Source organism: Micromonospora sp. RHAY321 (assembly GCF_023896955.1).
Lineage (GTDB): Bacteria > Actinomycetota > Actinomycetes > Mycobacteriales > Micromonosporaceae > Micromonospora.
This window is the reverse complement of sequence record NZ_JAMHIW010000001.1, coordinates 392576-417645: the sequence shown is the minus strand read 5'-3', so window position 1 is coordinate 417645 and position 25070 is coordinate 392576. Positions and strand designations below refer to the sequence as shown.

The 25070-nt window shown below is 68.9% G+C and carries 22 protein-coding genes and 3 pseudogenes; 12 read left to right on the top strand and 13 right to left on the bottom strand.

What is annotated here, in order from left to right; all coding sequences use genetic code 11:
- Positions 1 to 16: 16 nt before the first annotated feature.
- The 3 genes from M8C17_RS01960 to M8C17_RS01950 form a co-directional block, all read right to left on the bottom strand.
- Positions 17 to 1249, bottom strand: coding sequence for a glycosyl hydrolase 53 family protein (locus tag M8C17_RS01960; RefSeq protein WP_252414410.1), 1233 nt, complete (start codon positions 1247 to 1249; stop codon positions 17 to 19).
- Positions 1250 to 1422: 173 nt separating this feature from the next.
- A complete protein-coding gene (locus M8C17_RS01955) occupies positions 1423 to 2196 on the bottom strand; it encodes an SDR family NAD(P)-dependent oxidoreductase (RefSeq protein ID WP_252414409.1) in 774 nt (257 codons plus the stop codon).
- Complete coding sequence (locus M8C17_RS01950; RefSeq protein WP_252415057.1) at positions 2193 to 3047, bottom strand: VOC family protein; 855 nt, start codon at positions 3045 to 3047, stop codon at positions 2193 to 2195. Before M8C17_RS01950 ends, M8C17_RS01955 begins: the two co-directional genes overlap by 4 nt.
- A 312-nt stretch (positions 3048 to 3359) precedes the next feature.
- Between M8C17_RS01950 and M8C17_RS01945 the strand changes: the two genes are divergently transcribed.
- The 6 genes and pseudogenes from M8C17_RS01945 to M8C17_RS01920 all read left to right on the top strand — a co-directional run.
- A complete protein-coding gene (locus tag M8C17_RS01945) occupies positions 3360 to 4739 on the top strand; it encodes an ABC transporter substrate-binding protein (RefSeq protein WP_252414407.1) in 1380 nt (459 codons plus the stop codon).
- Positions 4740 to 4766: 27 nt separating this feature from the next.
- Complete coding sequence (locus M8C17_RS01940; protein WP_252414406.1) at positions 4767 to 5699, top strand: carbohydrate ABC transporter permease; 933 nt, start codon at positions 4767 to 4769, stop codon at positions 5697 to 5699.
- Entirely contained in the window at positions 5696 to 6607 is a 912-nt protein-coding gene (locus tag M8C17_RS01935; RefSeq protein ID WP_252414404.1) for a carbohydrate ABC transporter permease, read from the top strand. Before M8C17_RS01940 ends, M8C17_RS01935 begins: the two co-directional genes overlap by 4 nt.
- A gap of 44 nt (positions 6608 to 6651) precedes the next feature.
- Positions 6652 to 8010, top strand: a complete 1359-nt coding sequence (locus tag M8C17_RS01930; RefSeq protein WP_252414403.1) for a GH1 family beta-glucosidase — start codon at positions 6652 to 6654, stop codon at positions 8008 to 8010.
- A gap of 109 nt (positions 8011 to 8119) precedes the next feature.
- The gene (locus M8C17_RS01925; protein WP_252414402.1) at positions 8120 to 9208 is read left to right on the top strand and encodes a LacI family DNA-binding transcriptional regulator; all 1089 of its coding nucleotides are present in this window, start codon (positions 8120 to 8122) and stop codon (positions 9206 to 9208) included.
- A 140-nt stretch (positions 9209 to 9348) separates the two neighbouring features.
- A pseudogene (locus tag M8C17_RS01920) lies at positions 9349 to 9549 on the top strand (flavoprotein); the annotation flags it as partial.
- Here the strand turns inward: M8C17_RS01920 and M8C17_RS01915 are convergent.
- The 5 genes and pseudogenes from M8C17_RS01915 to M8C17_RS01895 all read right to left on the bottom strand — a co-directional run bounded on the left by M8C17_RS01915 (position 9518) and on the right by M8C17_RS01895 (position 13608).
- A complete protein-coding gene (locus M8C17_RS01915; RefSeq protein WP_252415056.1) occupies positions 9518 to 9703 on the bottom strand; it encodes a tripartite tricarboxylate transporter permease in 186 nt (61 codons plus the stop codon). The pseudogene M8C17_RS01920 and the gene M8C17_RS01915 overlap by 32 nt on opposite strands.
- A gap of 91 nt (positions 9704 to 9794) precedes the next feature.
- Positions 9795 to 10325: pseudogene (locus tag M8C17_RS01910) on the bottom strand (tripartite tricarboxylate transporter permease); the annotation flags it as partial.
- A gap of 128 nt (positions 10326 to 10453) precedes the next feature.
- A complete protein-coding gene (locus M8C17_RS01905; protein WP_252414401.1) occupies positions 10454 to 11485 on the bottom strand; it encodes an aldo/keto reductase in 1032 nt (343 codons plus the stop codon).
- Positions 11486 to 11677: 192 nt separating this feature from the next.
- Positions 11678 to 12703, bottom strand: a complete 1026-nt coding sequence (gene mgrA, locus M8C17_RS01900) for an L-glyceraldehyde 3-phosphate reductase (protein WP_252414400.1) — start codon at positions 12701 to 12703, stop codon at positions 11678 to 11680.
- A gap of 32 nt (positions 12704 to 12735) precedes the next feature.
- Entirely contained in the window at positions 12736 to 13608 is an 873-nt protein-coding gene (locus M8C17_RS01895) for an aldo/keto reductase (RefSeq protein WP_252414399.1), read from the bottom strand.
- Between the two features lie 124 nt (positions 13609 to 13732).
- Between M8C17_RS01895 and M8C17_RS01890 the strand changes: the two genes are divergently transcribed.
- Positions 13733 to 14656, top strand: a complete 924-nt coding sequence (locus M8C17_RS01890; protein ID WP_252414397.1) for a LysR family transcriptional regulator — start codon at positions 13733 to 13735, stop codon at positions 14654 to 14656.
- Between the two features lie 139 nt (positions 14657 to 14795).
- Here M8C17_RS01890 and M8C17_RS01885 read toward each other — a convergent pair whose 3' ends face one another.
- The gene (locus M8C17_RS01885; RefSeq protein WP_256482022.1) at positions 14796 to 16595 is read right to left on the bottom strand and encodes a glycoside hydrolase family 15 protein; all 1800 of its coding nucleotides are present in this window, start codon (positions 16593 to 16595) and stop codon (positions 14796 to 14798) included.
- 465 nt (positions 16596 to 17060) lie between these two features.
- On the opposite strand from M8C17_RS01885, the gene M8C17_RS32100 reads away from it, so the two are divergent.
- On the top strand, positions 17061 to 17705 hold the full coding sequence (locus M8C17_RS32100; protein ID WP_308209338.1) for an antibiotic biosynthesis monooxygenase: 645 nt from the start codon (positions 17061 to 17063) through the stop codon (positions 17703 to 17705).
- 15 nt (positions 17706 to 17720) lie between these two features.
- Complete coding sequence (locus M8C17_RS01870; RefSeq protein WP_252414396.1) at positions 17721 to 18164, top strand: PPC domain-containing DNA-binding protein; 444 nt, start codon at positions 17721 to 17723, stop codon at positions 18162 to 18164.
- Between the two features lie 175 nt (positions 18165 to 18339).
- On the opposite strand, the gene M8C17_RS01865 is transcribed toward M8C17_RS01870, so the two are convergent.
- Together M8C17_RS01865 and M8C17_RS01860 are read right to left on the bottom strand one after the other, a co-directional pair.
- Positions 18340 to 19137, bottom strand: coding sequence for a hypothetical protein (locus M8C17_RS01865; RefSeq protein WP_252414394.1), 798 nt, complete (start codon positions 19135 to 19137; stop codon positions 18340 to 18342).
- The gene (locus M8C17_RS01860) at positions 19131 to 20582 is read right to left on the bottom strand and encodes a hypothetical protein (protein ID WP_252414393.1); all 1452 of its coding nucleotides are present in this window, start codon (positions 20580 to 20582) and stop codon (positions 19131 to 19133) included. The genes M8C17_RS01865 and M8C17_RS01860 overlap by 7 nt, the downstream gene beginning before the upstream one ends.
- Before the next feature lie 431 nt (positions 20583 to 21013).
- Between M8C17_RS01860 and M8C17_RS01855 the strand changes: the two genes are divergently transcribed.
- Both M8C17_RS01855 and M8C17_RS01850 read left to right on the top strand, forming a co-directional pair.
- Positions 21014 to 22021, top strand: coding sequence for an LCP family protein (locus M8C17_RS01855; protein ID WP_252414391.1), 1008 nt, complete (start codon positions 21014 to 21016; stop codon positions 22019 to 22021).
- Between the two features lie 131 nt (positions 22022 to 22152).
- Complete coding sequence (locus M8C17_RS01850) at positions 22153 to 23271, top strand: sorbosone dehydrogenase family protein (RefSeq protein ID WP_252414390.1); 1119 nt, start codon at positions 22153 to 22155, stop codon at positions 23269 to 23271.
- Positions 23272 to 23446: 175 nt separating this feature from the next.
- Here M8C17_RS01850 and M8C17_RS01845 read toward each other — a convergent pair whose 3' ends face one another.
- Positions 23447 to 23671, bottom strand: coding sequence for a hypothetical protein (locus M8C17_RS01845; RefSeq protein ID WP_252414389.1), 225 nt, complete (start codon positions 23669 to 23671; stop codon positions 23447 to 23449).
- Between the two features lie 521 nt (positions 23672 to 24192).
- Here M8C17_RS01845 and M8C17_RS32260 point away from each other — a divergent pair.
- Positions 24193 to 24543: pseudogene (locus tag M8C17_RS32260) on the top strand (biotin/lipoyl-binding protein); the annotation flags it as partial.
- Between the two features lie 17 nt (positions 24544 to 24560).
- On the opposite strand, the gene M8C17_RS01840 reads toward M8C17_RS32260, so the two are convergent.
- Positions 24561 to 25043 carry a hypothetical protein gene (locus tag M8C17_RS01840; RefSeq protein ID WP_252414387.1) on the bottom strand — a complete coding sequence of 161 codons (483 nt, stop codon included), beginning with the start codon at positions 25041 to 25043 and terminating at the stop codon, positions 24561 to 24563.
- Positions 25044 to 25070: the final 27 nt, after the last annotated feature.

Here is a 25070-nt window from a genome sequence, read left to right as displayed (position 1 = left end):
CGGCGACGTGTCGGGGTCAGAGCAACCGGGTCGCGGCAGACGAGTACGCGACGTCGAGCGCGGGCAGCGACCGCCCGTTCCAGTCGAACAGGGTGAGGTTGTCGTTCGGATTGCCCGCACCCGGCTCCCAGCCCACACCCGGCAGCCAACCCGGTTCCCAGGCGAAGAACCCGGCGCCGAGTCCACCCGGTACGCCGGCCAGCACCCGCCGCAGCGCCGCGAAGTACGCCGCCTGCCCGGCCGGCGTCGGCGGGTAGGCGGTGCCGTTGGGCAGCATGGTCGGGTCGGTGAGCAGATTCTCCAGGCTGTCACCGTTCGCCATGGTCCACGGGTAGGAGGTTTCGGTGACCACAAGCGGCTTGCCGTACCGTGCGGCGAGATCATTCAGGTTCACGGTCAGGTCGGCCACCGAGCCGTGCCAAAACGGGTAGTACGACTGCCCAATCACGTCGAACTCGACGCCCTGGGCGAGGACGTGGTCGTAGAACCACCGGGAGCCGGCGTTGTCGCCGCCCCGGTCGATGTGCAGCATGGTGCGCAACCGGTGACCGCGCGGGTTGGCCGCACGCGCCCCGGCCAGCCCGGCCTTGACCAGGGTGGTGAACTCCGGCCACCGCTCCCCGACGTCGGTGTAGATCTTGCCGACCGGCCAGAGCATCCCGGCGGTCACCTCGTTGCCGACCTGGACCATGTCGACCGGACTGCCCTGCCGGGCGAAGGCGGTGATCGCGTCGGCCGTGTACGCCCGCACCGTACGGGCCAACGTGGCCAGGTCCTGGCCCAGCCACGCCGCCGGGATGTCCTGGTGGCCGGGGTCGGCCCAGAAGTCGGAGTAGTGCAGGTCGAGCAGCACCTTCAGCCCGGCGCGCCGGGCCCGGCCGGCGAGGCGGAGCGCCGAGGTCAGGTCGCTGTATCCGGCCGGCGGGTCGACCCAGACGCGTAGGCGAACCCAGTTCGCCCCGGCCGACCGGAGCACCTGTTCGAGCGGTGCCGTCCGGCCGTTGCGCTGGTAACGGACGCCGGCGGCTTCGGTCTGAAGGGTGAACGAGATGTCCGCGCCCCGGATCTCGGGCGCGGGGGTGGCCGGCGCCCGGTCGGCTGCCACCGCCGACGCGGGGTTGCCGACGGCGAGCAGCGGGACGATGCCGGCGCCGGCGCCGGTGGCGGCGAGCAGCGTACGTCGGGACAGTCGGCGCGGGTGGTTCGGATCTGCGGTGAGGTCCAGTCGGGACGGGTCGTCGGGTGCCATGGCGGTTCCTTTCGCGTTGGCCGGTTCGCTACCGCCCCGGGAGTGGTGGTGTGCGGTAGCGGCCGACGGGACGGGTTGCCGCGTCGGTCGACAGTTGGTGCGGGGGCCGTGCTCCGACCCCGGCCGGAATGCTCGGGGCCGAGGCGCGACGCGTGCACCGGGTTGTGCCTAGGTCAGCAGCCGGCCGGTGGCAGCGGTGCGCCGCACAGCGCGGCACAATGCTCCACCAGCGCGTCCTGGAGTTGGTGGTCGTACGCCTGCGGGTTGAGTCGCACCTGCCGGCGGTTGTGGAAGAAGGCGCCGGTGACCGTCGCCTCCGGGTCGGTCGAGGTGGCGAGCCAGACCGGGGTGGCAGCGCCCTCGGCGACGTCGAGCGGGGCCTCGTTGCCGCTCATGTTGGTGCGCACCCAGCCGGGGTGCACGGCGTTGCAGATCACCTTGGGAAAGCGGCGGGCGATGGCGAACGCGATGGCGGTGAGGGCGAGCTTGCTGTCCGCGTACGCCGCGTCGGCGGTCCAGGCCGTCTCGTGCTGGAGGTCGTCGAGGTGGAGCGTGGCCCGGGTGATGGAGTCCGAACTGACGTAGACCAGCCGTGGCGGCAACGGCATGAGCGCGGTCAGCAGGTAGGGGGCGAGGGCGTTGACCTGGAAGGTCCGCTCGAGCCCGTCGACGGTGACCGGGCGGGTGCTGCCCCGGCTGGCCCAGCCGGCATTGTGCACGACCACGTCGAACGGGCCGAGGTCGCGCAGGGCGGCGGCCATCCGCCGGGTGGAGTTCAGGGAGGCCAGGTCGCCGGTGACGACCGCACCGCCGTACGCGTCGCGGGCCTGCGTCGCGCGGCTCTCCTCGCGGGCGTGCCGTACGACGTGGTGCCCCTGCCGGGCCAGTTCGGCCGCGATCTCGGCGCCGATTCCGGCGGTCGACCCGGTGACCAGGACCGCGCTCATCGCGGACCCCCGACCAGCACCGGGACGCCCTCGGGGTCGCGGATGGTGACCGGTGGCGACGACTCGTCCGTAACCAGCCCGATGGCGTGCAGGCCCAGCAGCGTTCCCGGCTCGGTCGGCACCGGGTGGGGTGTGACGGGGGTGTCGAAGCTGAACACCTCGAGCACGGCCGGTCCGGCCTGGAGATATGTCATGAGGAAGCCTCGCGGGTCGTCGTGGTGGCGAATCTCGCCGATTACCTCGAAGTCGAACCGGTCACGCCAGAACCGCAGTGCGGCCGGCAGGTCGGCGACGGTGATCGCGACGTGGTCGAAACGTGGCCCGTCCTGCGGGGCGAGCCGGGTCGCCGCCTCGGCGGCGGCGAGTCCGGGGGAGTGGACGTGCTGGTAGGCGAGGTTGCCCTGGATGAACTCCCAGCGGGTGCCGTCCGGGTCGAGGAAGAAGGCGATGCGTACGTCGCCGAGCACGTCCCGGGGCGGCGACAGTACGGTGACCCCGGCCGCCTCCAGCCGACGGACCCGTTCGTCGACGTCGCCGACCTTCAGTCCGAAGTGTCGGATGCCGCCCTGTAGATCGTCGTTGACCCAGTCACCGGTGCCCGTGCCGGCCCCCACCTGGGTGACCTCGACGAGCACCGAGCCACTGGCGAAACGTCTCACCGGTCGAGGGCCGCCGGACGGCGCCGGCACCTCGGTGAGGTCGAGGACGTCCCGGTAGAAGTCCCCCGAGCGGTCGAGGTCCCGGGCGCCGAGCACGACCCGGTGCAGTCCGGCGCGGGCCGCGCCGAAGGAGTGGTCCGCTGGCCGGTGGTTGTCCGGCTGCGCGGTCGAGCGGTCCGCGCCAGCACTCATAGTCACGGCTGTTCCTCCTGGTGACGGGCACCGACGGCCAGGTCGGCGGCAGGGGGACCGGCCAGCGGCGGTGGTGGGCATCGCGGGTGCCGGGTCGCCGTCCGGCCCGACCTGCCGTAGGCGGGACGTTACGTGACCGCTCACAGATTGGCCAGGGTCGAGACCCATCGGCGTGCGAAGCCGCGACAGGCTGGTGTACCGCCCAGAAACAAATTTGCAACAGAGCCTTGACAGTCGATCGGTTGGGCGAAGACTCTGTGATCGCTCACAGGCACCGCCCCTTTCCTTTCAGCGGACACTTCAGGAGGGCGCATGTCCCGCCTCACGACCGGCCCCGGTCGCTTCCCGACGAACTCCCTGCCGGCCGCCACCTTCGGCAGGCGCGGCCTCCTTAAGGGCATTGCCGGCATCGGCGCCGCCGCGACCCTGCCCGCCCTGCTCGGCGCCTGCGACAGCGGGAGCGACGAGAACGTCGCGCCGCCCAAGGGCAACCCCGACGACCCGGCGAACCTGACGTTCTGGACCTGGACCACGAACGTGGAGAAGGTCGTCGACATCTGGAACGCCAGGAACCCGCACCAGAAGGTGACGGTGAGTCGGCAGGCGCAGGGCGAGGAGTTGCTCACCAAGATCATCACGGCGCACCGGGCCGGTAACGCACCCGACCTCCTCCACGCCGAGTACCAGGCCCTGCCCGTACTGATCACGAACGGGGCGGTCGCCGACCTCACGTCCCTCGCCGGTGAGGTGAGGTCGGAGTTCACCGAGGGCACCTGGAACCTGACCTCGTTCGGTGGCAAGACGTACGCCATCCCGCAGGACGTCGCCCCGATGATGCTGTACTACCGTGAGGATCTCTTCCAGCAGTTCGGGCTGACCGTGCCGAAGAGCTGGGACGAGTTCGCGACCGTCGCGCGACAGGTCCGGCAGAAGGACGCCAACCGCTACCTCGCCACCTTCTCCTCCGGCGACCCCGGCTGGTTCGCCGGCCTGGCCGAACAGGCCGGCGCGAACTGGTGGGTCAACGACAACGGCACCTGGACCGTCAGCATCAACGACGAACCGACCAAGCGGATGGCCGCGTTCTGGGGCGGTCTGGTCAACGACGGCACCCTCTCCGGCAAGCCGATGTACACCCCGGAGTGGAACAAGGCGATGAGCGACGGCACCCTGCTCGCCTGGCCGAGCGCGGTCTGGGGCGCCGGGGTGCTCGAGGGCGTGGCGCTGACCACCAAGGGCAAGTGGCGGATGGCGCCGCTGCCGCAGTGGAACGCGGCCAGCCCGGCCACCGGCTACTGGGGCGGCTCGGCGACTGCGATCTCCACCAAGTCCACCCAGCGGGCGCAGGCGGAGAAGTTCGTCAGGTGGCTCAACACCGACCCCGAAGCCATCGACGCGCTGGTCGCCCAGGGTGGGATCTATCCGGCCGCCACCACCGGCCAGTCGACACCCGCGCTGAGCAAGGCCCCACTGATGCTGCCGAACCAGCCGACGTTCTTCGCCGACGCCGCAGCCATCGCGAAGACCGCGCGCGGATTCTCCTGGGCGCCGAACGTCAACGTCACCTACAGCGCGTACAGCGACATCCTGGCCAAGGCGATCCAGGACAAGTCTGACTTCGCCGCTGCCATCGACCGCCTCCAGGACGCGTCCGTCGCCGACCTGAAGAAGCAGGGCTTCCAGGTCAAGTAGCACGTGTCGCGGAAAGGAGGAGAGCAGATGCCCGGTGCCAGTTCCACCGTCGCCCCGCGCCGACCCCGACGCGGCGGGGGCCCCACGCCGTACGTGCTGGTGGCCCCGGCCGTCGTGTTGCTCGTGCTGTTCCTGCTCGTCCCCATCGGATACACCGTCTGGCTGAGCCTGCGCGCCTCCCGGGTCACCGGGGGCGGGCTCGGCCTGCGGGTCGAGCAGTTCGTCGGACTGGAGAACTACGTCGGTGTCCTCACCGACGACGGCTACCTCCAGGGCGTCCTGCGGATGCTCGGGTACGGCGCCATCGTCGTACCGACCATGCTCGGGCTCGCCCTGTTGTTCGCGCTGCTGCTCGACACACCCCGGATCCGGTTCGGGGCCGCCTCGCGAATCGGCATCTTCCTGCCGTACGCCGTACCGGGGGTCATCGCCTCCCTGCTCTGGGGTTTTCTCTACCTGCCGAACGTCAGCCCGATCCGGGACGCCGTCACGGCGGTCGGGCTGCCCGCACCCGACTTCCTCGCACCCGGGTCGGTGCTCTTCTCGGTCGCCAACATCGGCGTCTGGGGCGGCGTGGGCTTCAACATGATCGTCCTGTACACCGCGCTGCGCGGCATACCCCGTGAGATGTACGACGCCGCACGCATCGACGGCGCCTCGGAGGTCCAGATCGCGCTCCGGGTGAAGATCCCGCTGATCGCACCGGCGCTCGTGATGACCGGCGTCTTCAGCATCATCGCCACCCTCCAGGTCTTCAGCGAGCCGGCGACGCTCCAGCCGCTCACCGACGCCATCCCCTCCTCCTGGGTGCCGCTGATGACGATCTACCGCGACGCGTTCGTCAACAACGACATCCACACCGCCGCCGCGGCCTCAGTCGTGCTGGCACTCGGCACCCTCGTGGTCTCCCTCGGGGTGCTCAGCTTCCTGCAGAAACGAGCCTTCGGGAGGGGCCAGTGAGCCTGACGGACCAGCGGCCCGCCACACCACCACCGGCCGGCGTACGCGCACGTCCCGGCCGTAGGCCGAAGCCGACGCGGACCAGCATCATCCCCACCGCGCTGCTCCTGCTCGGTGCCGCCTACTGCGTCGCCCCGGTGCTCTGGGTCGCGATCGCCGCCACCAAGGGGCCGGGCGAGCTGTTCACCACCTTCTCGTTCTGGCCCAGCCTCAACGGCGGGTTCACGTACAACATCAAACACCTGCTCGACTTCGGCGACGGGGTGTTCCTGCGCTGGGCGCTCAACAGCCTGCTCTACGCCGGGGTCGGCGCGGTGCTCTCCGTCATCGTCTCCACCCTCGCCGGGTACGCCCTCGCCAAGTACCGCTTCGCCGGGCGGGAGGTGCTGTTCGGGACGATCCTGGCCGGCGTACTCGTCCCACAGATCACCCTCGCCGTCCCGCAGTACCTGCTGATCTCGAAACTGGGACTGGTCAACTCCTACTGGGCGGTGCTCCTGCCCAGCATCATCAGTCCGTACGGGATCTACCTGTCGCGGATCTACGCGTCCGCCGTGGTCGCCGACGAGATGCTCGAGGCGGGCCGGATCGACGGCGCCGGTGAATACCGGCTCGCCTGGTCGGTCGGGCTGCCGCCGATGGTGCCCGGCATGGTGACCGTGCTGCTGTTGCAGTTCATCGCCATCTGGAACAACTTCCTGCTGCCGTACATCATGATCTCCGACAGCCAGCGCTTCCCGATGACCGTCGGGCTGTTCACCATGCTCAACCAGGGCGCCAGCCAACCCGCGCTCTACTCATTGGTGATCATGGGAGTATTCCTCTCCATCCTGCCGCTCATCGCACTTTTCCTCTTCCTGCAGCGCTACTGGCGGCTGGACCTGGTCAGCGGCGGCGTGAAGGGCTAGCAGCTTTCCCCTGTCGATGTCGACCCCATTCGGAAGGACCCGCCATGAGTGACCCGTCCCCGCGCTTCCCCGACGGCTTCGTCTGGGGCGCGGCCACCGCGTCGTACCAGGTCGAGGGCGCGGTCGACGCGGACGGCCGGGGCCGCTCCATCTGGGACACGTTCTGCGGGGTGCCCGGCGCGATCGCGGGTGGCGACACCGGTGCCGTCGCCTGCGAGCACTACCACCGCTACCCCGAGGACATCGCGCTGATGGCCGACCTCGGGCTGGGCGCGTACCGGTTCTCCGTCGCCTGGCCGCGCATCCAGCCGGAGGGTCGGGGGAGCGCGAACCAGAAGGGGCTCGACCACTACCGGCGGGTCGTCGACCGGCTGCTGGAGCGCGGCATCGTCCCGTACGTCACGCTCTACCACTGGGACCTGCCGCAGGCGCTACAGGACCGGGGCGGTTGGCCCGCCCGGGACACCGCCTACCGCTTCGCCGAGTACGCGGGCGTCGTGCACGCCGCGCTCGGCGACACCGTACGGCACTGGATCACGCTCAACGAGCCGAAGGTCTCCAGCCACGCCGGCTACGGCAGCGGCATCCACGCCCCGGGCGTGCGTGACCTCGACCAACGCGACCGAGCCGTGCACCACCTGCTGCTCGCGCACGGTCTCGGGCTCCAGGCATTGCGCGCGAACGGCGCCGGGCACCAGGTCGGGATCACGCTCGACCTCAGCCCGGTCGCGCCGGCCGGCGACTCACCGGACGACCTCGCCGCCAGTCGTCGGGTCGACACGGACAGTCACCGGCTCTTCCTGGAACCGGTGCTGCGCGGCGCCTACCCGTCCGAGGTCGGGGCCCCCTTCGTCGGCGGGACGGCGGCCGAACTGGTACGGCCGGGCGACCTCGAACTGATCGGCGCACCGGTCGACTTCCTCGGCATCAACTACTACCGCCGGATGCTCGTCCAGGCCACGCCGACCGGCCATCTGCGAGCCGAGGTGGTCGTCCCGGACGGGGTCCCGGTCACCGACGTCGGCTGGCCGGTGGAACCCGACGGGCTCACCGAACTGCTGGTCGGGCTGAGGGCCGGCTACCCCGAGTTGCCGCCGGTCTACCTGACCGAAAACGGCGCCGCCTACCCGGACACGGTCGCCATCGACGGCACGGTGCACGATCCGGAGCGGGTCGACTACCTGCACCGGCACCTGCTCGCCCTGCACGCCGCGATCCGGGCCGGCGTCGACGTCCACGGCTACTTCGTCTGGACACTGATGGACAACTTCGAATGGGCAGAGGGGTACGCCAAACGCTTTGGCGTCGTGTACGTCGACTACGCCGACCAGCGTCGGGTGCCGAAGACCAGTGCCCGCTGGTACGGCCGGGTGGCCCGGGGCAACGCGCTGCCGCCGCGCTGAGCACGGCATCCGGGAGCCGCCCGGCGACACATGGAAGACTGGGCGCCACGACGACCGCCGGACCGGACGGGCGCGCCTCGTCCCACCGAGCACAGCATGAGAGGTCGTTGTGTCCGACGCTACGAACACGGGTGGCCCGAACGGGGACACCGCCGGCGCCACGCCCCACCCGAAATCCCGCGGCGCGGCCCGCCGGGCGATGCGCCGCGGCCCGACCATCGACGACGTGGCCGAGCTGGCAGGTGTCTCCAGGGGCACGGTGTCCCGGGTGCTCAACGGTGCCCGCTATGTCAGCCCCACCTCTCTCAAAGCGGTCGAGCGGGCCATGCGGGCGACCGGCTACACGGTCAACCAGAGCGCCCGCAGCCTGGTCACCAAGCAGTCCAACGCGGTCGCCTTCGTCCTGTCCGAACCGCAGGAACGCCTCTTCGAGGACCCAAACTTCAGCGTACTGCTCCGCGCCTGCACCCAGGCGCTGGCCGAGCACGACTTCAGCCTGATCCTGATGCTCGAATCGAGTGAGGACGAGCGGGACAGGGTGCTGAGGTACGTGCGCGGCGGCCACGTCGACGGTGTACTGCTCATCTCGACGCACGCCGGCGACCCCCTCGTCGCCGACCTCGCCCGGGGCGTCGTACCCGCCGTCGCCTGCGGCAAGCCCGTCGGCATCGGGGCGAACATTCCGTACGTCGCTGCCGAGGACCGCGAGGGCGCCCGCCAGATGACGCGGTACCTGGTGGACCAGGGCCGCAAGCGGATCGGGATGATCGCGTGCCCGGAGATCGTCGGCGGCCCGGAACGCCTCGAGGGCTACCGTGAGGTGCTGGGCCGCAAGGCGTTCAAGCGGCTGGTGGTCAACGCGGTCAATTACAGCCACGCGGCGGGCGCGGCCGCGATGCGCGAGTTGCTCGCAGCAAGCCCCGACGTCGACGCGGTGTTCGCCGCCTCGGACATGCTCGCCGCCGGTGCTATCGCTGAGCTGCGCCGGGCCGGCCGGCGGGTCCCGGTCGACGTGGCCGTCGGCGGATTCGACGATTCTCGGATCGCCCGCGAGACCGATCCGGCGCTGACCACCATCCGCCAGCCGCTGGAGCGGGTCTCCCGGGACATGGTTGACGTCCTGCTGCGCCTGATCCGCCGTGAGCCGGCGTCCTCCCGGATGCTGCCGACCGAGCTGGTCGTACGCGAGTCCGCCTGAGCCCGAAGACCCGGTCCATGGCGACTGCGCCGTTCTGGAGCACTGGTTGAAGTTGGTGCCGGTAGACGCGTGGTGTCCAGTCGCGCGGGTCGAGCCCGCTTTGGCGACGACGGGGCGGAAGGCCCGAAGCACGTTGTGCCACCGACGGGCGGGTGAGTGTGGTGGTGCGGCACGCCGACGGCGGCGAGGAGTCGGTCACCGTGGACCGGATCGTCGCGGCCACGGGCTTCCGCCCCGACCACTCGATCGCCTCCGAACTGTGCCTGGACCTCGACCCGATCATGGGTGCCACCCGCGCACTCGCCCCGCTCATCGACCCGAACGAGCACTCCTGCGGCACCGCAGGCCGAGGGTGAGCAGCAGGAACAGGTCGAATGGCTGGGCGTTGACCGCGTACGCGCCCATCGAAGCGAGAAGAGGATGCCGGCGTAGAAGGTACCGACGCGGGATCCGCAGCAGCCGGGCCCACGCGGGCGCAAGCGGCAGGTTCAGCACCAGCAGCAGCAGGTTGCCCACGAGAAAGGCTGGCGATCAGCGTCCAGACCAGGGCGGACTCCCGTTCGAAGAGCAGAGGGCCGGGTTGGATGCCGTACTGCTGGAAGGCGGCCAGCATTACCGCGGCGGTCGCGTTCGTTGGCAGGCCGATCGCCAGCATCGGCACCAGCGTGCCGGCGGCCGAGGCATTGTCTGCCGCCTCCGGGCCGGCTACGCCCTCGATCGCGCCGTCCCTGCCGTACCCTATGGCCAAATCCTTCGTGGCTGGCTGGTGTTGTTCTCGACGACGAGAACCGGGCCATGGGGGCCGAGCCGGGCGACGCCGATGTGACTGCGGGTAGAACGAAGTTCTCGCCCTGTCAACTGTCAGCCTCCCCAACGGCGGCGGGAAAAAGCCCCCGGAGATCGCCCGCACCCTGGTACCGATTGCCAACAGTACGAATCCAAACCGCAGCAGATTGCGCTTTCCCTGTTGCCGCACCGATCTCGGCGATGCCCCGATCCAGGTATGACCAACCCTCGCCCCACCAGAGAGATCGCCTCGCCGCCGCGCAGATCCGCCTGACCGACGCCGAGGGGACCAAGCAGACCACGCTTTCCCAAAGCCGGCCACCACGCGCATGCTGCGCCTGTGGCCTCAAGGCCACGACGGCTCAGCTCGCTGCGACCTGCCGCCGCTCGGTTTAGACCGGCGTTTAGTTCGAGAAGTCAGCAACGGTGACGCTGTTGACCCGAGGCCGCTGGAGTCGCTCAACTGGAGAGGGGCAGGGCACGCGAGCGTTGCTGGACGCCCGGTGCGCCGTACGGATAGTCGGACACGATCGGCGAGCTGGCCTCGGTGAGCAGAGCGCTCTCCTTCTCCGACAGGTGCAGATCGGCGGCGCCGAGGTTGTCGTCGAGCTGTTCGAGCGTGCGTGCGCCGAGGATCACCGACGTGACGGCGGGGCGGTCTGCGACCCAGGCCAGCGCCACCTGTGACATGGACACACCACGTCCCTCAGCGACCTGCCGCACCGTGTCGATGACGCGCCACGTCCGCTCCTGTTCGTTGCGCGGCGCATAGGCCTCCATGCCACGCTGCGGATCCTCGCCGAGCCGGGTGGCGCCGGTCGGCACTTGGTCACGCGTGTACTTTCCGGTCAACCAGCCACCGGCCAGCGGCGACCACGGCAGAATCCCGATGTTCTCGTTGCAACACACATCCACCAGCTCAAACTCGATGTCACGCACCAGCAGGTTGTACTGGGGCTGCAGCGTCACGATCGGCGCGAGCCCGCCGAACTGCGTCAGCAGCGCCGCTTTCTGCAACTGCCAGCCGAGGAAGTTGCTGACCCCCGCGTATCGGATCTTGCCGGCACGTACCGCGTCGTCGAAGAAGCCGAGGGTCTCCTCGATCGGGGTCAGAGGGTCCCACGCGTGCGCCTGGTAGAGGTCGATGGTCTCGACCCCGAGCCGGCGCAGGCTCGCTTCCAACGCCCGGGACAGGTTGGTGCGGGTGAGGCCCGCATCATTGGGCCCGTCCCCCATGGGAAAACGACCCTTTGTCGCGATGACCAGCTGATCCCGTACTCCGGGCCTGGCCGCCAGCCAGCGACCGACAATCTCCTCCGACAAGCCTCGGGAGTACACGTTGGCGGTGTCGATGAAGTTCCCGCCGCGTTCGGTGAACCGGTCGAGCTGGGCGTGCGACACATCCTCGCTGCTTTCGTTGCCAAACGTCATCGTGCCCAGGCACTGCGAGGACACCACCGTGCCGGTGTTGCCCAAGGTGCGGTATTCCATCAGTCTGCCTCCCTCGACGAGATCCACCCCGGAGTCTGATCGACCCGGATTGAGCTGTCCAACAGGAGAAACCGATCAATTCGATCGCTGAGAGCGATGAATCCTGGCGGCGCCTGTGAACCTGACCCGCTGGCGGTGCTGCCGTAGCGTCCGGCCAGTGGCCGAGACTTCGAAAGACGCCTCGGGCGGGGACTACTCGCTGCTGGAACGCGCCCAGAGATTGATGCCGGACTCGGTGGCGAATCTGTCGATCTCGGTCAGTTCACCCTCGGTGAACGTCAGGTTGTCGAGGGCGGCCACGTTGGCCTCCAGTTGCGCGACGCTGCTGGCGCCGACCAGGGTCGAGGTCATTCGCGGATCGCGTAGCGACCAGGCGAGCGCCATCTGAGCAAGCGTTTGTCCACGTCGTACGGCGATCTGGTTCAATGCCCGGATCTTGGCGAGGTTCTCCTCGTTCAGCGCTTCCGGCGACAGCGAGCTGTCTCGGCTAGCGCGGGAACCTTCGGGCACGCCGCCAAGGTAACGGTCGGTAAGCATTCCCTGGGCCAGCGGTGAGAATCCGATGCAGCCGACACCCTCCTGCTCAAGCACACTGAGGAGATCCTGCTCGATCCAGCGGTTGAGCATGGAATACGAGGGCTGGTGGATGAGCAGCGGCGTGCCGAGATCCTTCAAGATTGCGGCCGCCTCGGCGGTCTTGCCAGGGGAGTAGGACGAGATCCCGACGTACAGGGCCTTGCCTTGCCGTACGGCGGCGTCCAGAGCTCCCATCGTCTCTTCAAGTGGGGTCTGCGGGTCGAAGCGGTGCGAGTAGAAGATGTCGACGTAATCCAACCCCATCCGCTGCAGGCTCTGATCGAGGCTGGCGAGCAGGTACTTTCGCGAGCCGCCTTCGCCGTACGGGCCGGGCCACATGTCATAGCCGGCCTTCGTGGAGATGACCAACTCGTCGCGGTACGGCCGGAAATCTTCGGCGAGCAGGCGTCCGAGGTTCTGCTCAGCGGAGCCGTACGGGGGGCCGTAGTTGTTCGCAAGGTCGAAATGCGTGATCCCGAGGTCGAAGGCGCGACGCAGAATGGCGCGCTGGGTCTCGAGCGGCCGATCGCCCCCAAAGTTGTGCCACAAGCCGAGCGACATGGCCGGTAGGCGCAGCCCGCTGCGTCCGCAGCGGCGGTAGCTCATGCTGCCGAAGCGGGTGGGTTCGGCGGTGTAGCTCATCAGGAAATTCCCCCCGGTAGGTGTGGTAAGGGTCAGGCCGCTTCGCCGGCGGCGTCGAGATCAGCGATTTCGCCGTGGGTAAGGACCAGGTCCGCCGCAGCGGTCGAGTCGCGGATGGTCTCGGGTCGGCTGGCACCAGGGATCGGGATGACCACCGGCGACTTGGCGAGCATCCAGGCGAGGCAGACCTGCTGCGCGCTCACGTCGTGCTGCCGCGCGACCCGCTGGAACGCCGTGTGAGTTGTGCCAAGCTCGTTGGCTCGGGCGATGCCGCCCAGTGGGCTCCATGGCAGGAATGCGATACCCAACTCGGTGCACAGCCGCAACTCGGGCTGGCTGCTCCGGAACGCTGGCGAGAACTGGTTCTGCACTGACGCCAGCCGTCCGTCCAGCAGTTCGTGTGCCTGGCGAATCTGCTGCGGGTTCGCGTTCGAGATGCCGGCCATGCGGATCTTCCCCTCCGTCAGCAGATCACTGAGCGCACCGATGGACTCGGCGTAGGGCACCGTCGGATCTGAGCGGTGGAACTGGTAGAGGCCGATCGCCTCCACGCCGAGCCGTTTCAGTGACGCCTCGCAGGCCCGCTTGATGTGGGTAGGAGATCCGTCCACCGTCCATGATCCGTCGCCGGGGCGCAGATGGCCGCCCTTGGTCGCCACCAGGGTTGGGCTGGTGTCACCGGGGTAGGTGGCGAGCGCCTTGGCGATGAGGAGCTCGTTATGGCCGACCTCGTCGGCGCCGATGTGGTAGGCGTCGGCGGTGTCGATGAGCGTGACACCCGCGTCCAACGCGGCGTGGATCGTGGTGATGGAGCGGCGTTCGTCGGGACGGCCCTCGATCGACATGGGCATGGCACCCAACCCGATCTGCCCTACCTGCGCCTCGCCGATGTGGCGGGTCTGCATGACAACCTCCGATTTCACAGTCCGCTGGCCTCCTCGGCAGAGCGGCAGTCACCAGAGTCACCCACCCACATCCTGCCGTCCAACAGCAAAAACCGCTGAGATTGAGCAGATATGATGCTCAATCATGGAGCTGCGACACCTTGAGTACTTCATCGCGGTCGCCGAGGAGAGGCACTTCACGCGGGCCGCGGAACGCATGCGCGTCGCCCAGTCGGGCCTGTCCGCGTCGATCCGCACGCTGGAGCGGGAGCTCGGCGCCGACCTGTTCATCCGCAGCACCCGCCGCGTTGAGCTCACCGAGGCGGGACGGGCGCTACTGATCGAGGCGCACCGCACCCTGGCCAGCGTCGACGCCGCGCGCGATGCCGTCGCTGCTGTGCAGGGGCTCCTGCGGGGCACGGTGTCCGTCGGCACCGAGCAGTGCCTCGGTGTGATCAACCTCCCCCCGTTGTTAGCCCGCTTCCGGCGCACCTATCCAGGAGTAGAGATCCGGCTGCGGCACGGCGGATCGACACACCTGGCCGATCAGGTTCGCCTCGGACGCCTCGATGTCGCCTTCGTCGCCTTGCCCGGGCAACCACCAGACGGTGTGACGCTCATGCCGCTGGCGACCGAGCCGATGCTGCTGCTCTGCCACCCGGAGCACCCGCTGTCGGCCCGTGACACCGTCGACTGGGAATCGCTGCGTAACGAGTTGTTCGTCGACTTCTCCTCCGACTGGGGGGCCCGCCAGCTCAACGACCGGGCCTTCACCGCCGTCGGCCTCGAACGGCGGGTACCCCTGGAGGTGAACGACGTACACACCCTGCTCGAATGCGTCGACCAGGGACTTGGCGTCGCAGTGGTCCCAGCCCCCGTCGCCCGCAAGCCATCCGCGAGGCGGCTCCATGTCGTCACCCTCAGCGATCCGGCCGCCCCCAGGTGGCAGGTGTCCGTCGCCGTCCCCACGGCCGCTCCGTCGAGCCCAGCCAGGGACGCACTCCTCAGAATGGTGCTGCCGACGCCCAAGCCGGCGCGACCATCTGTTACCGCGACTCCGGGACCCTAAATCGCTCCTGGTCCGGTGCCGTCCCGTCATCGAGGCTGGTCACACCCTTCGCCGCCACCATCCGGCCGGCGGACGGGCCTGACCCGCCCCCCAAGACGGCGATCTTGAAGCTTGAGGAGCGCTCTGCGCGGGCCACCCACTAAAAGTGCATGGTCGGGTCAGTAAGCCGGGCGGCGGCGATTATCTGGCCTATGTGGGACAACGCCTGGGGCGTATTGCCCAGGTGTTCACCCGTCACCAGGTCGATCTGCTCCGCGAAGATGCCGAGGTCGTTGGCTTTGGTGCAGGTGCGCTCGAAGAGCTCCGTCGCTCGTTGGTTGTCACCGGCGAGCACCAGGCACCCCACCAGCCAAAACGAGCACCATACGAAGCCGGCGGATTCGTTCGTCGAGCGTCGCACGACGCCGTCCGCGGCGAGTTCCCGCTCGATGGCCTCGATCGTTGCCCGCATACGCCCATCGGTGGCCGGGAGGAAGTTCACCAGTGGCATCAACAGCACCGAGGCGTCCAACTCGTCCGACCCGAAGGCACCCGTGAAGGCCCCAACCCGCTCGTTCCAGGCCTGCTCCAGCACCGCCCGGTGGATTTCGTCACGGGCTGCGGCCCACCGCCGAGGGTCCGCCCCCTCCCCGAGTTGCGGCGCGAGCCGCACCGCCCGGTCCAGCGCCACCCAACACCCCACCTTCGACGACGTGTAGTGCCGCTGCTCCCCTCGGATCTCCCACATGCCGGCGTCGGGCTTGTGCCAGATGTCCACCGTCTGATGAGCGAGGTCCACCAGCATCTGGCGCAGCTCCTCGTCGAACTGCCCCAACCGGTCCCGGAGCAGGTAGGCGGCCTCGAGAACCTCGCCGGGCACATCCAATTGTCGCTGCCGCCAGGCGTCGTTTCCGGTGCGCACCGGCCGGCTGCCCGCGTAACCGCGTAGATGATCGAGGGCGTGTTCGGACAGGTCCCGTTCACTCCCCACGCCGTACATGATCGGCGCGGGCTCTATGCCCAGTCGGCCGGCCGAGCGGACCGCCCAGCCGAAGTGCCGCGAGGTGTCCTCGGTGCAGGCGGCGACCCACAGCGCGTGCAGGGTGTACGAGACGTCTCGCAGCCAGGCGAACCGGTAGTCGTAATTGCGGTCGCCGCCGAGCTGCTCGGGCAGCGAGGTGGTCGCGGCGGCCACGACCGCACCGCTGGGCCGATAGGTCAGGCCCTGCAGGATCACGGAGCTGCGGCGGACGAGATCGGGATAGCGGCCATCGTAGTGATGGCTGTCCTGCAAGACCTGCCACGCTTCGATGGTGTCGGCGATCGCCGCGACTGGATCCAACTCTGCAGTCGGCGGGCCACCGAACGACGGGGCATACGCCAAGTCGAACCCGACTACTTGGCCGGCAGAGACGTCGAAGTCCGCGTAGGCGCGCCCGCGCTCGCAGGTCAGGGGTACGCCTGCCCGTAACGTCAGGCTGACCGGTCCGGCGGCTGCCACAACCCGGTCCGGCTGGCTGTGCAGATACGGCGTGAGCAGGCCGTATTCGGGGCGGGGTACGAAGTCGGTCGACATGCGCACCCGGCCGCTGAGCCCTTCGACCGTGCGCACCAGCACCGCGGGTGACGCGGAGCCCAGGTCATGGCCGCGGGCACCCGGCTCGGCGGCGAGCGCCTCGGTGACCGCAACGCTGCCGCCGTCGGTCTTGTGCACGGTGCGCAGCACGAGGCTATCGCCGATGTACGCCCGCTCGGTGCGGCAGCCGTCCCGCTCGCTGCTCGGGCGCAGGACCCAGTGGCCAGCGTCCAAGTCGAGGATCCGGCCGAAGACCGAAGGGCTGTCGAACCGCGCCGGGCACCACCAGTCCACCGAACCGTCCCGGCTGACCAGCGCCGCCGAGCGACAATCAGACAGAAAGCCGTAGTCGGCGATCGACGGCACCCCCACGCCGTCCTGCATACCCGGGTCTTCGCTGGTCAAGCCGCTTGTCTGTGGCCGCTCAGCCTGCTCCTCAGATGGCACACGTTTGCCTGTCGGCGACGGCGTGGATGCCCGGCTGAGAAGCCCGGCGAGATTGGGCGGTCCGGATCGACCGGCGCGCCCACGACCGCCGTTCGACTCGGCTGCTACCCGATCTGGTGGTTTCCGCCGGGCCCGGCCCGGCGTCTTCGTCAGCCGCTACGGCCTTCTCGCGAACGCGTCTGGGCGCATGACACCCCGGCAGGTACGGGCGCCTACTCACCACCAGCTGACCGCGCGGACGCAGCCGATCGCTGAATTGGGAACAATGCGGCAACCCCGTCCGTAAGGTTTCTCCTCAGCGGCATGGCATAGCTGAGAACGGAAGGCCTGGCGATGGCAGAGAGCGGACGACGACGGTCAGGGTCGGAGCTACAGGGGACGTCACCGGAACAGGTGACCGTTTTGGGGCAGTTCATCGCCGCTCCGGACCGGGCCGGCGTCGTCCGGGACGCGCTCCTGCAGTTGGTGCCCCCGACCCGTGCGGAACCCGGGAACGTTAGCTACGACGTGCACCAGCTGAAGAACAATCCGGCGGCCTTCTACGTCCTCGGCAACTGGACGGATCAGCCTGCTCTCGATGCGCACCTCGCGAGTGCCCATGTCAGGACATGCCTGACGGAGCACGTCGCGCATGAGATCGTCGCGCCGTACACGCTGTGGCGCGCCCGGATGCTCTCCGAGCCCGACACAAACCCAGACCGCCCCCGGCCGGTCGGTGATTCACCGGCACAGGTGACCCTCGTTCCGTTCTTCGCCATCAGGCCGGGGGAGGAGACCACCGTGGGTCGCAGTCATCTGGAGATGGTCGGACTGACCCGCGCCGAGCCTGGATGTCTCGGCTATGACCTGTACCAGTCGGTCGACGACCCCGCACTGATGTTCCTATATGAAAACTGGACCGACCAGGCCGCCTTGGACAAGCACATGAACACGTCTCACTTCTACCGCATCGTCCGCGGCGAGATCGACAGACGTCTGAACGCGCCCTGGACCGCTCACCTCATGGCGATGATCAGTGAACCCCACCGCGAGCGCATCACCGCCTAGACCTCGAGGGAGATCATGAAGGATGTCGCGCTGACTGATGGCGACCGGCGGGTCGTGGTGGTTGCGGTCGACAAGGGCGAGGACGCCGTGGCGGCCATCAACGAGGTGGCAGAGCGGTACGACATTCGCGGTGCCCGGGTCACCGCCGTCGGTGTCTTTGAGTCGGCCGAACTGGGCTATTTCGACCGCGAGAAGCGCGACTACCTGCGCATACCGGTTAGGGAACAGGCCGAGGTGCTGTCCCTGGTCGGAGATATCGCGGACCATGAGGGCAAGGCGTTGCTGCATGTGCACGCGGTGCTCGGCCGCCGCGACGGCACGACCGTCGGGGGCCACCTTCTGTACGGGAAGGTGTGGCCAACTCTTGAGGTCATCATCACGGAGGTCGGAGCGAGCCTCATCAAGCGGGTCGACCAGGAAACCGGACTACCGCTGTTGACGGGCGAGATCCAGCGCTAGTGGCGTTGGGATCCCGGTTGGAGGTCGCTCGGGGCGTTGTTTGTAGCGTGCATCCAGGACACTCAGCCGCGAAACCGCGGAGCACGACAGTGACGCCGTCATCGGTGGGCGTGACCCGCTTTGACGCCTTGAACTGCTTCCAACGGCATCGGACGGCGCTCACCTGCACCTACCTCTACCAGCGGCTCCTCGAAGCCGCAGTCGGTAGCCGGGCCACGAGGTCGCGGATGGCCGCCTGATAGTCGTTGTCGGGGTCGAACCGGTGCCCCTCGATCGGCGGCGGCGGGGCGTCCCCTGGCTCGGGCAGCAGGCTGTGGGGGTCACGAAGCCGTCGGTCGACGCCGTTCGCCGGATCCCGGGATTCTGGCCGGGCGTTGCCGCCCGCCGGGGAGTCCGGACCGCAGGAGAAGATCCATGCGCCGATTGGGTCGGTGTCCCGCCACAGATTCAGCCATCGCCAACCCACCCGCTCACCGACATCACGCAGCGCTGAAGGCCCCAGGTATGCGGGAAAGACCTTGCTGTAGAGGCGACGCAGAGGGTTGGCGTGGGTCAGCAGCGCTACGCGGTCGAGGTAGGGGCGACGCAGGTGCAGGACCGTCGCCGCGACCAGCACTGCGCCCTGGCTGTGTCCGGACAGCACCACGGCACCGCCCTGGCGTGTCAGGTCCTCAACCCGTCGGGTCAGCTCCGGCACCGCGCGTTCCGCGTAGCACGGCGGGGCGAGCGGATGGCCCGTGCGCGGCCAGAACGTCGCGAGATCCCACAAAACCCCGATGCGGCGGATGCCCCTGGAGCGGTGGGTCAGCAAGGCGGCTACGGCCATCGCCACGGCGAACAGTCCGGTGAGGTTCGTTCCCAAGCGGCTGAGGAACACCACCGACCGGGCTGCGGGCTCTCCGCCGACGCGCAGGGCAAGGTCCCTGGGCCCGATGCCGGCCGCCGACAGCCCGGCCGAGCCGAGGATCAGCACGAATACGACGGCGTACGCGACAGTAGCGGCCAGCTCCGGTCGGTCAGCTGGGCTCGCACAATGGCGTCGCGCGTCTTGCGCACCCGCGGCTGCCGTTCCGGCGGCGCGTCCGGGAAGTCACGGCGCAGAATCTCCGCCGCGGACCGACGGCGGCGCCGCAACGTCAACTGGCTGTCGAGCAGGACGGCGAGCGTGGTCACCGCCACGGCCAGGAAGAACCCCAACGCCGCCCACCGGTACGCCACCGGCGGTAGCAGTGGCGGGACTCCCGTCGGTAGCAGTCGACGTGGGCGGGGCTCGAGATTCCTGTCAAGGTGGTACGAGGCTGCGTACAGCAGCGCGGACGAGAACGCCACCCCGAAGCCGACGGCGAACGCCACGACCACAGGGGCGCCGAGCCCGCCGAGGAAGGCCGGGCTCGTGAGCCGCGATCGTTGCCGTACCACGATCACGGCCAGAAGTAGCATCAGCACGGCCTGAGTCACGTAAAGCCAGGCTGCCAGGGACTCGTAGCCGGGCAGTTCCGCCCCGGGGTGCCACTGGGATCGCGGTAGGGCGGCATAGCCGAGCGTGGATGCTGTTACCGCCAGCATTGCCACCCATACCGCGCGGACAGCAGACGCGATGCGCCGGTCCGCTCCATCATGAGGATGTTCTGGGCGGCAAAGCAGCGCCACGGCGGCACCCAACACGATGACCGTGAGGGCGAGCAGGCCAAAACCGAGGGTCCGGCCGTCATGCGGAGCGACCACACGAAGCAGGACGACGTCAACAGTGCCTAAAGCAATCGCCACGTGCAGCAGCGTCAGTCGCCGTAGTAGAGCACGATTGTCCCAGAATTCTGCGGCATCGAGCCGGGAAGCATCAGCGCCCTCAGGTGCCGGCGTGGCCGAGGCGTGCCCGGGCATCTGCCAACTGTGCCGCCCGAGCCACCACACTGCGCCGACGGCGGCAATCGGCACTAGGGCCGCCAGCGCGGCACGCTGTCCCGGCTGTACGTCAGCGAGCCAGGACATTGCCCACCGGTTCGCGGTGCAGCGGGGATCGCCGGCGCACTGCCAGGCAACGAGATCCACCGCAACTCCGACCACTGACAGCACGTACATGACCGTCAGCGTGGCCGCCAGCAGCCGGCAAATCGCACGAGCGAGGGCCGCGGACGTGGCGGGCGCTGGCGGCAGCATCCAGATTGCAGTGTTGCTCAGCATGAACGGCAGCAAAAGCACCAGCGACAGCGTCCGGGTGGCCTTGCCGCCGCTCAGGCTGCCCCAGTGGTATGCCTCAAGCGACACCTCGGCGGGACCGGGCGCGCGCAAGCCGGCCTCCGCCGGACTGCAGAACGCCGCGTCCTCATCGCCGGCCACCTTTTTCACGATCGGCTGACGAAGAATGTCTTCCGCGCTCCAGCGGCCAATGCCAGGCACCCGCAACTCGGTCGTGTTCACTGGCACCGCCGTCCCGTCCATGGGCGCGCCTACCCAGCGCCGCGGGTCCCACACGCCTGGCGGCTGCCGCAATGTCATCGTCCAATCCCAGCCGCGCTCCCACCAATCGGTCCCGCAGATCGCTCTGTCCGCCCGGCGAGCGACAACAACGCCTGCCCGAAACGTTTTGATCAGGTCGCTCGCCGCAGCCGTGACGAGCCCTCGGCGTCAGGGGGCGACGTGTACCGGTCGGCGTTGCGCGCGATGACCCAGCCAGGCGGTCTGACCGAATTCGCCCAGGGTTTCGGTTTGCGGCAACCCTGAGATCAGCTTGAGGCAGGTGGGAGTTGTCCGCCCGTAGTCACTCCAAGCCGTCTCCCAGCTTTGCTCATTACTTTGGGTGACGACCGGCGTTGGGTGATGTCCGGCTGGAGCGTGAAGGGCTGGGGCGGATGCAACGACGATCACGACGGATTCTGATCACGGTGCTGGCGGCACTGCTGCTGCTCGGCGGCGGAGCGACGATCGCCATCGGGGCGTACGGACGCTCACTCGACCGCAATCTCGCGCGCACCGACGCCTTCGCCGGGCTTCCGGAGAGCGCTCGCCCCACTCAGGCGGTCACCGGCGCGATGAACGTGCTATTGCTCGGCAGCGACTCCCGGGACCCGGACAAGACGGCTGAGTCCCGTACCGACACCATCATGCTGCTGCACCTCGATGCCGACCACCAGAAGGCGGAGGTCGTCTCGATCCCCCGCGACACCTGGGTCTTCGTCCCGAAGTCGGCCGACGGGCAGCACGGCAACACCATGGCCAAGATCAATTCCGCGTATGCCTGGGGTGGAACCCCGCTGACCGTGCAGACCGTGGAGACCTTCACCGGCGTACACATCGATCACGTGGCCCTGGTCGACTTCGCCGGTTTCGCGCAGGTCGTCGACGCCCTCGGCGGCGTGGACCTGAAGATCGAGAAGACCATCACCTCCATCCACGCGCCGCACCGGACCTTCCAGAAGGGCACCCGACACCTGGACGGCGCGGCGGCGCTGGACTACGTCCGCCAGCGCTACCAGTTCGCCGACGGCGACTTCAGCCGGGAACGGCACCAGCGCGAGTTCCTGCAGGCGCTGCTCGACCGCGCGGCGGGCATCGGCACGCTGTCGAACCCGGTCAAGCTCAACGCCTTCCTCCAGGCCGTCACCGGGTCGGTCACCGTGGACGAGGACTTCCACCTGGTCGATATCGCCTTGGAGCTGCGGGACCTGCGCAGCGACGACCTGACCTTCCTGGGCAGCCCGAGCGCGGGGACCGGCATGAAGAGCGGCCAGAGTGTCGTCCTTCCGGATACCGCAAAGGCAAAGGCGCTCTACCAGGCGGTCGCCCACGACACGGTCCAGGACTACCTGCGGTCCGCACCAACGCCCTCCCCGACGCACACCACCAACTCTCGCGTGTAGCTAACAGCTCCACGACCTCGCTGCTGTCTCGCTTGACGCCAGCAGACGGCCGCGCGGCTTCTGGTCTCCTGGTTCCGGCAGACGCTTCGGGGCCACGGACGAGCCGCCTTCCACAGCTTCGGAGGATCAGCATGGCAGTCATTGCGGTAGGCAAGTGGTGGCGGCACGCATGCGCAGCGCTACTGGTGTTGAGCGCCGTCGCCGGGTGCGATGCTGTCGGCGCTCGAGCTCAATCGCCAACTGCGGTCGCCAGCAGTATCGCGGCGAGTGCCCCGTCCGGAACACCGGATCTGGACGCCGGGGAAGAGATCGCGCAGGGCTTCGACGTCCCGTGGGGTCTGACGTTCCTGCCGGACGGCGACGCCTTGATCGCCGAACGGAACACCGGCTTGGTGCTGCAGCTGACTCCCGGCGGCGGCGCCCCCCGACAGGTCTACCAGATGCCCGGTGTGGTGGCGGGCGGTGAGGGCGGTCTACTCGGCCTTGCCATGTCGCCCCACTTCGCCGACGACAACCTGGTCTACGCGTACTACACGTCCGAGCAGGACAACCGGGTGGTCCGCTTCCACCTTGACGGCGGACAGCCCGAGGTGATCTTCGACGGCATCGCCAAGGGCGGAAACCACAACGGCGGACGCATCGCGTTCGGCCCCGACGGCATGCTGTACGTCGGCACCGGAGACGCCGGCGAGTCCGAGCGCTCCCAGAATCCGGTGAGCCCCAACGGCAAGATCCTGCGCCTGACACCCGACGGCACGCCGGCGCCGGGAAACCCGACCGCCGGATCGCCGGTGTACAGCCTCGGGCACCGCAACGTGCAAGGACTCGCCTGGGACTCCGACGGCCGGCTGTTCGCCGCCGAGTTGGGGCAGAACAATCTGGACGAGGTCAACCGCATCGAGCCGGGACACAACTACGGCTGGCCTCAGGTGGAAGGAAGCGGCGACACCGACGGCGGGCGGTACACGAACCCGGTCGTTACCTGGCCGGTCAGCGACGCCTCGCCGTCGGGCATCGCCATCGCCGGAGACACGGCCTACGTGGCGGCGTTGCGAGGCCAGCGGCTGTGGACGATCCCCCTCGACGGCGACGCGGCAGGTGTCCCCTCCGCACAGCTGGTAGGACGCTACGGCCGCCTACGGACGGTACAGATCGCCCCTGACGGGGCACTGTGGATGACCACGTCCAACACCGACGGCCACGATGTACGCGATGGTGACGACCGCATCCTGCGCTTCCCCGCACGATAGCCCCGAACGACGGGGACGCTTACCGGCCGACGCAGAGAGGGATACCGATTCACCACACCAGATAATTCGCTCGTGGCACTCACGCGAACAACCGACTGCTCGCGTGAGTGCCGGGCGGTCGCCCTGCCGAGGGGAAACGGGGCGGCCTTGTACACCAAGGGACGGCGCGGGGAGATCAGCTCGGCGCCGGGCTGACCGCCTTGCACGCCTCCAGTGCCGCACTGACCTTCGGGTCGCTGGAGTCCGGGGTCGTCCCGGCCAGAACGCCGTGGTCGGACAGGCAGTTCGCGTAGGCGGGGTTTGTACCCTGGCCACGGCCGGCGCCGCCGGTGGGCCGCACCGACGCGCACGCCTCCTGCGCCTTCTGCCAGGTCGCGTCGTCGACTCCTGCGGGCTTCAATGCGCCCGGGCCCCCGCCGCCAGGGCGACCGGATGCGCCAGGCGACGGGGCGCCCGAGGGTCGCCCGGACGGACGTCCGGACGGACGTCCGGTCGGCATGGTGATTCCCTGGTGCTCCAGGCAGTCCGTGTACGCGGCCATCGTGGAGTTCTGTCCTGCCGTGTCCTGCCCACCACCGCTACTGTTGTCGGTGCTCCCCGATCCTGAACCTCCGCAGGCCGCGGTCAGGGTCAGCACCGCCGAGCCCGCCGCCAGAGCTAGTCCCCAGCGCACCCGCCGGTTGCGTACCGTCACCGAAATCTCCTCCTGGATCTCGCCCCAGCGTGGGGTGGTCCCCTTTGCTTGGGTGTCGCCCGGGATGAGGGGGCACCCGGGCGACGACCTATGCCACCCGGGTCACCTCCAGGTGAGGTCGGACGAAACTGGGAGCCGGCTCGGAATCACCGACCCCTGGCGACTTTGAGGAGACTCTGAGGTCCGGCCGAGTGAACTGCGAGCCGGGACCATGACACTCGCGCCCCATGGGTATTGGCCTGAATGCGCTGCGCAGGACCGTACGGAGTCGGCGGGCACGATGGACGGCGACTGCCGCGACCTCAATGGTCCTAGTGGCGGCCTCGGCGGCGGCATACGCCTTCACCAGCGACGCGCCGAACGGCGTCGAACTGGCCGCGACCAGTAGCGTGGATCGGGGTGAGGTCTCGCTGGCTGTCGCGACGACGGGTTCGTTGCGGCCAGCGCAGGACCGCAGCCTCAGCTTCGGTACGTCCGGCACGGTCACGGTGGTCAACGTGCGGCCGGGCGACCAGGTGGAGTCGGGCCAGGTGCTGGCAGAGATCGACGACACAGACGCCCAGGAGCGGGTCGACTCCGCCCAGGATGCGCTTGATCAGGCCGAGGCGGACCGCGACGCGGCCGAGCAGAGCCCGAGTACGCAGAGCCAGACGGGCAGCATCTGCGGCGGCGGGGGCGGCGCGGTGATCGCGCCGGCGGCAGCCACGAGCACCGGCGGGAGTTCGAGCGGGTCCAGGTCGGTCACCTTGCTCAACTGGGCGCCGCCCCCAACGGCCACCGACCCGCCCACCCCGTCTCCCACGACTTCGGTGTCGCCCACGCTGTCGCAGACGACGCCGTCTGCGACCACGACGGTTTCGCCCACGCCGGTTTCGCCCACGCCGGCACCGACGACCTCGGCTCGGGTTGTGGCTACCCGATCCTTCACTGCCACGGCTACCCCGACCGCGACGGCCACCCCGAGCCCGTCCTCATCGCCCAGCCCGTCCGCGTCCCCGAGCCCGTCCGCGTCCCCGAGTCGTGGCGGCAGCACACCGGGTGGCGGTAGCAGCCAGGGCACCGGCAGCGGAAGTGGCAACAGCAGTGGAAATGGCAGCGGCGACGA